Origin of the sequence: Bacteroides sp. AF29-11 (assembly GCF_003602895.1) — a bacterium.
Classification (GTDB): domain Bacteria; phylum Bacteroidota; class Bacteroidia; order Bacteroidales; family Bacteroidaceae; genus Bacteroides; species Bacteroides uniformis.
In genome coordinates, this window is record NZ_QTLY01000010.1 from 86,155 (window position 1) to 99,102 (window position 12,948).

8 protein-coding genes are annotated in these 12,948 nt (G+C 49.5%); all 8 read left to right on the forward strand.

The features are described from left to right. Positions 1 to 15: 15 nt before the first annotated feature. Positions 16 to 1,467, forward strand: coding sequence for a DUF3868 domain-containing protein (locus tag DWZ03_RS17180; protein WP_081027252.1), 1,452 nt, complete (start codon positions 16 to 18; stop codon positions 1,465 to 1,467). Positions 1,468 to 1,530: 63 nt separating this feature from the next. Continuing rightward, positions 1,531 to 3,480, forward strand: a complete 1,950-nt coding sequence (locus tag DWZ03_RS17185; RefSeq protein WP_165859870.1) for an Mfa1 family fimbria major subunit — start codon at positions 1,531 to 1,533, stop codon at positions 3,478 to 3,480. 13 nt (positions 3,481 to 3,493) lie between these two features. After that, positions 3,494 to 4,513, forward strand: a complete 1,020-nt coding sequence (locus DWZ03_RS17190) for a FimB/Mfa2 family fimbrial subunit (protein WP_120130442.1) — start codon at positions 3,494 to 3,496, stop codon at positions 4,511 to 4,513. Between the two features lie 77 nt (positions 4,514 to 4,590). Continuing rightward, on the forward strand, positions 4,591 to 5,958 hold the full coding sequence (locus tag DWZ03_RS17195) for a hypothetical protein (RefSeq protein WP_120130443.1): 1,368 nt from the start codon (positions 4,591 to 4,593) through the stop codon (positions 5,956 to 5,958). 80 nt (positions 5,959 to 6,038) lie between these two features. Further along, the gene (locus tag DWZ03_RS17200; RefSeq protein WP_120130444.1) at positions 6,039 to 9,236 is read left to right on the forward strand and encodes a fimbrial protein; all 3,198 of its coding nucleotides are present in this window, start codon (positions 6,039 to 6,041) and stop codon (positions 9,234 to 9,236) included. A 112-nt stretch (positions 9,237 to 9,348) separates the two neighbouring features. Next, complete coding sequence (locus tag DWZ03_RS17205) at positions 9,349 to 10,302, forward strand: DUF5106 domain-containing protein (RefSeq protein WP_243634974.1); 954 nt, start codon at positions 9,349 to 9,351, stop codon at positions 10,300 to 10,302. Between the two features lie 411 nt (positions 10,303 to 10,713). Beyond that, positions 10,714 to 10,857: a hypothetical protein gene (locus DWZ03_RS20065; protein ID WP_153880886.1), complete on the forward strand. Its 144-nt coding sequence runs from the start codon at positions 10,714 to 10,716 to the stop codon at positions 10,855 to 10,857. Positions 10,858 to 11,052: 195 nt separating this feature from the next. Then, entirely contained in the window at positions 11,053 to 12,900 is a 1,848-nt protein-coding gene (locus DWZ03_RS17215) for an Mfa1 family fimbria major subunit (RefSeq protein ID WP_120130445.1), read from the forward strand. The last annotated feature ends 48 nt before the right edge of the window (positions 12,901 to 12,948 follow it).

The following is a 12,948-nucleotide window of genomic DNA, read 5'->3' on the forward strand; positions in this document are numbered from 1 at the left end:
ATTCATCCGGTGGTTATGGACACTATGAACAAATTAGCTAAGAAAATGATTTCTGGCTTGTTATGCCTATGTTACGCACTGGGAGCTGACGGCCAGACACTGACGGACGGACAGATAGCGGTACAAAACCTGGCCGTCTCAAAGCAAGAAGACAAACTATTCGTGGCGATGGACCTCGACATCTCCGCACTCAAGCAAGGAAGCAACCGTGAAGTACTGTTCACCCCTTCGCTCACCCTTGAAGACGACAGCCTCAGCCTGCCCGCCGTACGCATCGCGGGGCGCAACCGTTATTACCACCACCTGCGAAACGCCTCCGACACCGAACGGCTCTATCGCAACGGCGAACGCGATTTGATAGAATACCGCGTGACGGTGCCCTACGAAAAGTGGATGGGAAGAGCCCGGCTCAGCGCCACAGAAACCACTTGCGGATGTTGCGACGCCCCCTTGACCAGCACCGCTACGCCCCTGAGCAAGCTACGGCTGGAAAAGCGCGTGCCGACACCTTTCGTACCCGCGTACGCCTACATACGCCCCAAGGCCGAGCAGAAAATCAACCGGATTGAAGGCTCAGCCTACATCGACTTCCCCGTGAGCCGTACCGAGATACATCCCGACTACCGACGTAACCCGGAGGAGCTGAAGAAGATTCTCTCTACCATCGACGCCGTGAAGAATGATGCGGACAGCAAGATCATCAGCATCAGCATCAAGGGGTACGCCTCGCCCGAAGGGTCGTACAGCAACAACATACGCCTGGCCAAGGGACGTACCGAAACCCTGAAAGAATATGTACGCAAGCAGTACGCCTTCCCCCAATCACTCTTCACCACCAGCTTCGAGCCCGAAGACTGGGAAGGACTGGAGCGCTTCGTGACCTCCTCGCAGCTGAAGAACAGAGAAGGCATTCTGGCACTGATACGCGGCGACCTGGACCCTGACGCGAAGGACCGGAAAATCAAGGCGGCCTATCCCGCCGACTATGCTTACCTGCTGAGCGAAGTCTATCCCGGACTGCGTCATTCCGACTATGCCGTACAGTACGAGGTACGTGCCTATACAGACCTTGCAGAAATCAGGCACCTGCTCAAGAACCAGCCCCAGAAGCTGAGCCTGAACGAAATGTACCTCGTTGCGCAGGAGATGGAACCGGGCAGCGACGAGTATAACGCCACCTTCGCAACCGCCGTGCGCATGTTCCCCGACGACCCCGTGGCAAACCTCAACGCCGCCAACACCGCCCTGCGCCTCGGCGACCTGAAAGGAGCCGAGACTTATCTGGGCAAGGCGGGCGATGCTCCCGAAGCCGTCTACGCACGCGGCATACACGCCGCCTTGCTGAAGGACTATGACGCAGCCCAACCGTTGCTGAAGCAAGCGCTACAGCAGGGAGTGGCACAAGCGGAAGACGCGTTGCAACAGATAGACCGCATAAGACAAGAACTGGCGGAAGACGCGGAATAAAGGAAAGAAAGCAACAAAAACATAACACCCGAATATAAATAAACTCTTAATAAATTATACGCTATGAAAAGAAAGAACTGGAGTATTTTTTTCATTGGTATGCTGGCAATGTGCACCATTGCAGGATGCAGCGGCAACGAACTGAACGGCAGCAATGAACCGGAAGTATACCCGGGACATCCCGAAGATGCCGTATACATGAATGTGAACATACAACTGCCCGTGGGAGGGAAAAATACAAGAAGCTCGACCGACTCCGATTCCGACGACGATTATGGAACCAGTACAGACGGCACGGAAGTAGGAAAGGATTATGAGAACAAGGTGAATGGTGTCCTGATTGTATTGGCGGATGCAAGCAACAACTTCATCGCCGCCGGTGAACACAACTCATTGCCGGTAGTGCGTGAAGGAATCGTCAACACCACCCAGAAAATCAATAAATCCGCATTGGCCGCTTACTATGGCAACGGGACACTTGGGACCGGAAAAGACCAAGTCAATCTTTATGTATTCTGTAATCCGACAATGGAGTTGAAAACAATCTTCGAAAAGTCCGGTGCCGACAGCGAATGGATTGACGAGATTGCCACTCTTGAAGAAGAGCCTGACGGAACTGTCAAAGGAGCAGCTGTTTGGGGAGGAAACGACCACAAGGCAGGCTTCCTGATGGCCACGGCAAGCAGCAAAGACATAAAAAAGTATATTCCGAAGAATTTTACCGATTGGGACAACTTTACGAATGAAAAGAACGCCTTCGATTTCTCGGGCAAAAACACCTTGAGCAACGGCACCAAAATCGGAAACATCGGAAATATCCATGTGGAACGTGTCGTGGCACGCTTCGACTTCAAAGACGGCAGTCCCAGCAAGGACCAAACATACGTCATAGCAGAAAAAGACGACAAGCCTACGCTAAAAGTCAAACTGAACAAGATGGCGTTGATTAACATGAGCAAGCATTTCTACTACCTGCGCCGTGTATCCGATAACGGTCTGGCCGACAACGTGGAAATCTGCGGAACCGAATACGACAGCGGACAAAACTGGAACTTCGTAGTAGATACCGATGCCGAACAAAAGAACGGAGCCATCGACGCAAGCTATCCTTTTGCCGACTACTTCAATTTCTGCCTCGGACACCAGGAAAACAACACTTGGAGTATTGACGAGACAGCCCGCGACCAGTGGTACACCAGTCTGATCAAAGACGTTATCGACAACCAAAATGAAGAAGATAACGATGACGAATGGAACAGCGACCACACGCGAAACGGTTACCGCATCTGGCGTTACGTCACCGAAAACACCATCCCCGGCATAAACAACCAGGAGAACGGCATCAGTACCGGCATCGTGTTTAAAGGGAAAATCCAGGCAACAACAGATGCTCCCCAATCATTGCAAGACGCTATCAACGGAGCAACTGGCGATTCTGACGCCGATGCCATCCTTTACGCTTATTCCAACCAACTTTATGTAAGTTGGAAAGAAGTACGCAAAGCCGCACTTGACGCAACGGCAAACGAGGAATTCAAGAAAGCGGTATTCGGAACACCGAAAAACACTCCGTCAGAAACCGTCTATAGCGATGATGCCGGCAGCCCCGACTACATGTGGAATATATGGTATAATGAAAAGGACCACAAAGATGCAGCCGCCTTGTCGGCTTTCAAGGAAGTAGCCACCAACAATGAACATCAGTTCACCCTCTACCAGTCGAGCAGGGACGAGAATGACGGTGCAGGCTACTACTGCTACTACTTCTACTGGAACCGTCACAACGACAACGGCAACAACGGCGTAATGGGCCCGATGGAGTTTGCCGTGGTGCGCAACAACGTGTATAAACTGTCTGTGGTCGACATCAACCGCCTTGGCCATCCGCGCCTTAGCGAAAACGACCCCGACCCCGTCGACCCCGGAACTCCGGACGAAAAGGGCGACATCTACCTGAAGCTCTCTGTCGAGGTGCTTCCCTGGGTGGTTCGCATAAACGACATTGAATTCTAAAAACACAACAAGTATGCAAAGCAATAAGCGAAATAGATTTTCAAGGTTCGCAGGCAGGGTGCTCGTCGCCCTGCTGGCAGCCGTTGCCTTATCCTCGTGCGAGCGCATCTTTGAAGACCTCGACCCGTGTCTCCACGGCGTATCGCTGCGCTTCGTCTACGACTACAACATGGAGTACGCCAACGCGTTCCCCAACCAAGTGGACTGCCTCACCCTCTATATCTACGACGAGAATGACGACTACGTGGATACCAAGATTGTGACCGGAACAGAGCTGCAAGACGAGAATTACCGGATGAAGCTTGACCTGCCTGACGGCAAATACCATTTTGTGGCATACGGAGGAATCGCATGCGAAAAGAGTTCTTTCACCGTAAACACAAGTACCAAACGCACCGAGCTCAAGACCCGGCTGAACGCCGACTGCCTCAGCCTGCCCGAACGGAAATTGCTGCACGATATGTTTTGGGGAGAACTCACCATGGAAACGGCCGAGTCTTACAACGAAGGCACGGTAAAGATGATGAAGAACACCAACGGCATACGCATCGTGCTGCAGCAAGTGGCGGGAGGCATTGTCAATGCCGAGGATTTCGACTTCGAGATTACGGACGACAACACCCTCTTCGACTACGACAACGACCTGCTGCCGGTGACCGACGTCACCTACACCCCGTGGGTGAAAGGACAGGCACGGACAGGAGCATCCGTCATAGTACCCGGCGTAGCACCCGAACCCATCGAAGTGGCATACGCCGAACTGAGCGTGCCGCGCCTGATGGCCAGGAATTCTCCCAGGCTGGTGGTGAAACGGCATGCCGACAAAGCGACCGTGATAGACATCCCCCTCAACAAATACCTGCTGCTGATGCAGAGCGACCGTTACGACATGGGCGACCAAGAGTATCTGGACCGCGAAAGCCGCTGGACCCTCTTCTTCTTCCTAAAGAACAACGACGGCAACGACAGCTGGTTGAATACATGTATTGTGGTAAACGATTGGGTGGTACGCATCAATGACGTGGAACTGTAACAACTACGGCATGCGTGGCACATAAAAACCGGACTACCCGGCAAACGACTTTCAACAAACCAAGAACAGCTTTTCAAATGGAATTGAAGCATCGACATATCATCGGAATTTGCCTCCTCTGCGGCTTACTGGGAGCTACTTCGTGCAACGATGAATCCATCGTTCAGCAGCCACCCGCCGAGGAGGACAACACCGTGTATCTGGCCTTCCACACAACCGTAGTGGGAGCCTCTACACGTGCCGACGGCACCCCCGATGACGAAAACATCAACCAATTGCGAATCGTCATCGCTTCGAAAGCGAGCGACGATACAGCCGGCGCAAGTGCATGGGAGGTGGAAGAAAACCGACTCATCACCGAGACAAACATACAACTATCGGACGAGTACACTTTCCGGGTGAAAGCCGACTGTCAGAAACGTATCTACCTGCTGGCCAACTGCAACGGACTGGAAGACACGGACGGCACGCCGCTAAACTTCACAAGCACCGGTGCATTCTTGCCCGACGCAAATGGGAAAGCGCTCGTAGACAGCTATGTCTTCGGACTGGGAGACAAAGACGGCGGCTACCAATATGCCACAGCCCTCGAAGCGGGAAACGGCATACCGATGACGTCAGTCTACGAGATAACGATTCCCCCAAAAGACGAGGCGCACGAAGAAGACTTCGCAAACGGCTTTTACCAAGGCATGCCCGAAGTGTTGTACGTGGTACGCGCCGCCACCAAGTTCTCCTTCGCATTCGGCAAAACCGCAAAACGGGCCATCAACGTGACCGGATTCAGCCTGAAGAAAGCCGTCAAAGACCGGATGTATCTGATGCCGCACGCCAACAAAGACGCGAGCGGAAAATACTGGGTGGCAGATACCGGAGACAAGGATAATCCTTCCAAAGCGACATTGACCGGAGAAGGTACCGCCCAAGACTGGATAACATGGATGGTAGCGGAATCGGAAAAGACGGAAAGCGAAGCGATCCAATACCAATGGCTGACCGACTACGAAGTGCCACAGCCCGAAGAAGGAGAAGAGGACGGAGATGTCGCCTATTCATTCAGCAAGGCCATAGAAGTATCTTCCCTCAAAGCAGGAGAAGAAGCAAAATTCACCACACCCGTCTACCTGCCCGAAAGCGACGGCACATTGGCACAAGGCAAGGACGCAAACCTGAAATTGCAGGAGTACGAAGTGACCATCCACACGGAAGAGGGCTTTGATGAAGAGGCGACTGCTCCGGACAGCCCTAAAGTGGCAAGAAGCTACACCGCCACATTGCCGAATCTGGCCTCGCTCTTCCGCAACACGCACGTCAAGGTAAAGGTGAATTTCAAGAACCTTTCCGAGGCGGAACTGGAGTTGGAAGTGGACGTAGAACCTTATTGGGAAGTAGTGCTCGACCCCGTATTCGGGCTGGACGAGAAAGACGACCCGAAGAAACGCTAAACACCGAAGGAGCCTCCTCCGCTTGGAAAAATACCGGAAGGGTTCATTCTTAAACATACATACAAAAAACAGCAACGGATATGAAACGCAACTTTTTGACCTACATACTTTTGTGCATATTGCTCCTCGGCAGTGCCGCCTGCCAGGACGACCCGCTCTACAACGGCGGCGAGACAGGCGAAGGCGAAAGCCTCGTCAGCGCAACCGTGAAGTTCAAGCCCCTTACTCCTGCATTGAATGGAAATACGCGTACGGCAGGGAATGTGATAAAGAATATCGAGGACTTGTGCGTGTTGCTGTATAATGAAAAGGGAGAGTTGCTGAAGTCATATCCGCTTACCGAAGGAACAGGCGAAGGGCAATATCAATTGTCGGAAGATAAAGACAGACCGGATAATAATCCTGACTCGAATCTTCCTCCCGCCGAAGCACAGACGCCCCATGCCGACTTCAAACTGAAAATCCCCTACGGACGCTATCGGATTTATGCGGTGGCCAATATGGAGGACTTGCTTACGAATGGTGACTATTCCGAAGCCATAAAAACCGCAGACGGCCTGAAAAGCATTTCCCTCCAATGGGATAAGGATGAAGTAGCCAACAACAACCAGATGTTCGGCTATTTCACCGTTACCGGAAGCGTGCAGAACGATGAAGTGGCAGTTATAAACCGGGCATCCGTCAAATTGCACGCCTGGCTACGCCGTGCCGCTTCCAAAGTAACCATTGCATACGACGGTTCCAACCTTCACGAGAATGTGTTTATATACCTCAAGTCGGTTACCATCAAGGACATACCTACGGAATGCTATCTGGGCAAGAGAAGCACCATCAACACGGACCCCAAGGATGACATTGAAGATTATGGAGGCCTTATGGCAGATGGCGAAAGCATTACGTATGCCGAAGGAACAAACTACGATGAACATTGGCCGGCACGTATCACGAAAGGCCAATCGTATTATTACTACATCGACAATGCCCAAAAAGGAGTCTCTGTATTGAATACGGAATATGACAGCAAGAAAGCGGAGTATGCCAAACTGGCTCATGGAGAAACCAACGAGGCACTCTTCTTCTATGAAAACATGCAGGGAGAAGGAAAAGACAAACGACAGGACGCAGACGGTGATAAAGAACTGGATGCACCGGGACTGAACAACAAGCCCGAAGATAAATTCTATAAAGACCAAAAGCCCTATGGCACATACATCGAAGTAAAAGCCTACTATGTTTCCAATGTTGACGGCCGAGTGGGCAATGGTGATATCATTTACCGCTTCATGCTGGGCAAGGACGTCTATAAAGACTACAACGCCGAGCGTAACCACCACTACAAACTGACACTGAAATTCAACAAATATGCCAACGACGTGGACTGGCACATCGAATACGAAGAACCTGAGCCCGGTATCGAAGTGCCCAACCCCTATTATATATCCTATTTGTATAATCACTCAATGATGCTCCCACTTAAAATCAGAACGGGGGGACAAAAAATAAAACAGATAGAAGCACGAATCTTAGATAACAGATGGGGTCCAAATAATCCTGCATCGGATTTCGTCTATTGGAACAAGATGGATTTAGCATACCAAAATCAGTGGAATGGTTTTTTATCCCTTCGACAAACAAAAGATTTGAATGTAACAACAAGTTCTAACGAGACCTATTATAAAGAAAACAAAAGAGGAGAGCGTGAGTACATACCTAATGGCAAGACGTTGCCTATGCCAGGTGAGAGCAAAGAGTATGAGACATTTGACAATCAAGGCAATAGTGATGGAAAATGTATTGTAAGGAATGAGGGCGACAGTGTGTTTCATGTCCAATTACCCATGTACACCCGTGCCAAACAATTAATTAAAACAACCGGTTACACCGGAAATAATCCATACGTGGCCTATCAACGCAGATCAGAGGTAAAAATAGTGGTAACATTTACGAATGGTAGCAAAATATCAACAGATGGTACGGATTTCAGTGGGAATCCGCTATTAAATGAAGACAATGCGAATAATCAAAATCCTATCATTTATCAAGTACGGCGTATAGTCAATCCTAAGGGAGTTTGGCGTAGCCATGACAACGACAAAGACTTTCACGTACAGCTGAAACGTCTTCCTAAAGAAAATGCAGAGAGATTTGAGACATTTACTTCAGAAGGTCCTTGGAAAGCGTATGTATATTGTGGAACAGACAATTTTATCAAATTAAGTGACGAAACAAGAGCTTCCACCGATACCATCGGAGGAGAGACTGGTTCTACGATAGATTTTCGTATCAAATTTAATGGAACCTGCAGCCCGCAGGAAAACCGTTATGCCATTATCCGGGTAGAATATCACAATTATACTTGTTATCATCTGATTTTCGTCAGACAAGGAGATGCTCCGGATGACTTATTCGATGGAACAGGAACCAAGTGGCATGCCCATAATCTACGGACAAGTTCGAAGGAAACAGATTCTCCTTTGGAAGAAGGCTCGTTGTTCAAATTCCTGAACTTAGACCAACCGATTGATGCAATGTGCAATAAAAATTCAGAAACTCCTTGGATCGAGATAACACCGGATAAATTTAAGAATAATGCAGATAAGTTACTGATTGCCACCGATAACACGGAAAATAAACAGGAAATCACATGGAGCGCTATAACACCTCCTGACTTTAATCCTTGGGGAGATACTCCACCAGAACCCGCGTTTGACAATCTGGAAATTCACAATGCCCGCATAGCTTCTTTTGAAGATTTTTTAAATCTATACCAAGGAGAAGATATAGCGGAAGGATATGGAGTGCTATATGGGGATGAATCTCAAGAAACTTTGAATCATATAACAGAGGTCTATGGGTACGATTATGAAAATACCCGGCGTGGAATGCGGGGGTGCTTTGTCTACAATAAAAAAAATGGAAAGAACCTGTTTTTCCCCATTGGAGCTTCCGGATATGGTCATAGAAAACAAGATGACACGAAGGGGGGGAATAGCAACTCTAAAGGACCTGGAATACTAAGATATGCTAGTTATCAAAATGCATTCTTACCGGATGCTACCGCAAATAACACGCCTCTCTTTTATGATATATATATGAGGCCGGGAGCAGTTTATTGGCTTAACAAATATTCGAGAAATAAAGGTCATAGTATGGGACTCGATTTTGAATATGTAATAGGGTGGGATTTCAACTACTTTACCTTTGACTTTTTCCCGTATGGGGTGAGTGCTGCAAACACTGGTAAGGATGCTTGCTTCATCCGCTGTGTAGAAAAATAATCAGCGGACATTCAAGGGCTTGTTTAAATTTTGCTTAAAGAAGTTTTCACTCAGTTTCTTTTGAGAATGCCGGACAAAATTTAAACAGGCTCTTAAACTAACAGAGAAAGAAATGAATGACAGACTTTCAATTTTTCTGATATGCCTCATGCTTACCGCCATCAGTGGCAGCATGAACGCACAACAAAATCAGACACAAGACCTGCCCCTGCCTGCCATCCCCGCAACCCTGCGCACTCCCCACGAACGCGCCTCCAACCTCTTGGCACACTTCTGGGACAGCATGTCCTTCGCCGACACCCTGCGCAGCCGCAATCCCGGCTTCATGGAGCAAAACCTCGTCAACTACCTCTCCCTCTTCCCCCATGCACCTGCCGAAGCCCGCACCGAAGCCGTGCACCTGCTAATGCAGCGCGCCGAAGCCGACAAACCCGCCTACCTGCTACTGGCCGAACTGGCCGAGAAGTACCTCTATACCATCGGTTCGCCCATGCAGAGCGAGGAGCACTTCATCCCCTTTCTGGAAGCCATCGCCCACACCCCCCTGCTGAATGATACCGAAAAGTCCCGCCCCCGCTTCCTCCTCTCTGCCGCCCTGAAGAACCGCCCCGGCACCATAGCCACCGACTTCGCCTACTTCACCCCGGAAGGAGACCACCGGACGCTGCACACCACCCCCTCTGCCCACTGCCTGCTCCTGATGTTCTACAACCCCGATTGCACCCACTGCCGCCAGACCATCGCCCTGCTGCACGACGACCGTCTCTTCAAGCAGATGCTGCACGACGGACTGCTCACCGTGCTAGCCATCAACACCGAAAACACCCCCGAAACAGCCCCGCGTCCCGAAGCCGCCCCCCGTGCCGGAAACAGACTGCCCACAGACTGGATGGCCGGAACCGCCTCTCACACCCTCACCGACAACGAACTGTACATACTCCCCTCCATGCCCACCCTCTACCTGCTGGACAAAGAAAAACACGTCCTCCTAAAAGAAGCACTGCCGGAGCAGGTCCTCTCACACCTTGCGAAAGAAAGCCGAAATCAGTCCCTACACGGAGAATGATTTCAAACCCTCACAGCCTTCACCTTATCACACTTTCGCCCTATCTATCGGCTTTTCCGGTGAAACTTCTTTTCTTCTATGATAAAGAGAAACGGCATCAGCAACCGACAAACCGTCGACACGTGATTCTGAAACACCCTTCTTCGCATCGGACAAGTTGCCGCCTTCAGCACATCGGAGCGCTTTTATCCAAGTGAACGACCAGGGTAGTTCAGGCAGCCGACCCCAGTTATTCGATTGAACGACACCGGTAGTTCACTCGAACGACCAGGGTAGTTCACTTACAAACAGTCGACAGTTCCGAAGAATGCAGGGAAATGTACGCCACCATCTGCCGCCCTACTTCAGAATAGCATAACGATGAACTCTACTCGAAATCACCCCCAAAAAGGCAATAAACTAGAAGGGCTGATGGAAGGAAGAGAAGAAGGGAGAGAAGAAGGTATACGAGCCAGTCGTTTCGAGATAGCCCGCAATCTCAAAACAATGGGAGTAGCTACGGAAATGATTATCCAAGCAACCAAACTGACAACAGAAGAATTTGAACATTTATAGAGAAAAGTCAGAAAAAAATAGTTAAAAATTGGAATCCATTGTCGTTTGTCTTATTTTTGTATGCCGAAATTCTTAATAAATTTACGCTATGAAAAAGAGATACTGGAACATGTTTTTTATCAGCATATTGGCGATATGTACCATTACAAGTTGCGGTAACCCTACTAACCCAAAAGCAGGCGTAAAACAGATGCAATGCCGGACAAACCGGAAGATGCAGTGTACGTGAACGTACAAGTGCAACTGTCCACAACTGATAAAAACACAACAAATGAAAACAATAAAACCGACAACAACAGCACCGGCAATGCCATAACGGGAGAAGAGCACGAAAATCGGGTGAACAACATCCTGCTTGTACTGGCAGATAAAGACAACAAATTCATTGCCTGCGGCGAACAAGTATCACTGACAAACCTCAACAAAGCAAAAGGCACCGTCAGTACCGTCCAGAAAATCGACAAAGCCGCATTGGCTGCCTACTACAAGGCCGACGGGATACTCGATGAAGGAAAAGACAGAATCCACCTCTACGTCTTCTGCAACCCTACAAACGAACTGCAAAACCTCTTTAAAGAGCACTTCATGCTGAAAGAATGGATACACAAAACCGAGAATATAACTGAAGATGCCAACGGCAATGTAATAAGAGGAGAAAGCGTATGGGGAGGAAAAGACCATCAGCATGGATTCCTTATGTCCACCGCAACCCGAACGTGCATTGAAAAGAGAATTCCTAAAAACATAGAATCCTGGAAAAGCCATTTCCAAGAGAGCACACCCTTCCACTTCTCCGGAACAAACCATAAAGGCACCGGAAAAAAAGAGGTGAACAATGAAGGCACCATCCTGGTGGAACGTGCCGTGGCGCGCTTCGACTCCAAGGATGGAAGTAAAAACAAAGACCAAACCTACGTAGTGGGGAATGACGAAGGAAACGCCACCCTAAAAGTGAAACTGACCAAAATGGCTTTGGTAAACATGAGCCGCGACTTCTACTACTTGCGACGCGTGTCGGACAACGGTGCCAATGCCAACGCACAGATATGCGGAGCGGAACATAGCCACGGCCCGAAAACCAATTATGTGGTAGATACGGATGCCGCAATAAAAAGCGGAACCGCCAAAAACATCGATAAAAGTTATCCCTTCAAGGATTTCTTCAACTTCTGCGTCGGCAACTATGAAGGGGGAAACTGGGACATTGACGCCACCGCACGCAGCCAATGGTACACCTCGCAAATTTCAAAGGTTGTCAAGAATAAAGGGAAAGGGTACCACACATGGCGGTATGTAACCGAAAACACCATTCCCGGCATAGAACTGCAACAGAACGGAATCAGCACCGGCATCGTATTCAAGGGGCAAATCATGGCGACCGACAAGGCATCCCGGAAACTGAAAGATGCCATTGCAAATGCCAAGGGAAATCCGGCTAAAGACCCCATCCTTTATTCCTATGCCAATACACTCTACGTGACATGGGAGGAAGTGCGCGAAAAAGCTTTCTTGACAGAGGAGAACAGCAGGTTCTATAAAGCCGTATTCGGAAATGAGAAGAAGAATATCACCATAAAAAGCAATGGGCAAACAGCCGTCTATAGCACAGACAAAACAAGCCCGGACTATCTGTGGCAAAAGTGGCATGAACAGAACATTGGCAACGAAGCATTCCAGGCCAATTTCAGGAAAGCCGCCAAAAAGGCACAGTTCACCCTTTACCAATCGAACACGGACGACTACGACGCAGCAGGCTATTACTGCTATTACTGCTATTACTGCTACTACTTCTGCTGGAACCGGCACAATGACAACAACGACGACACCGTGACGGGACCTATGGAGTTTGCCATCGTGCGCAACAACATTTACAAGCTTTCCGTAACGGGAATCAACCGTCTGGGACATCCGCGCATTTCGGAAAACGACCCCGCTCCCATAACTCCGGACACCCCGGATGAAAAAGACAGTCACTACCTCACACTATCTGTCGAAGTAACCCCTTGGAGAGGTGCATTAATCACCGAAAATCCTAACAGTTGACACCAAAAGAGAAAAAACGCGGCACCGAACACATGGTTCGATGCCGCG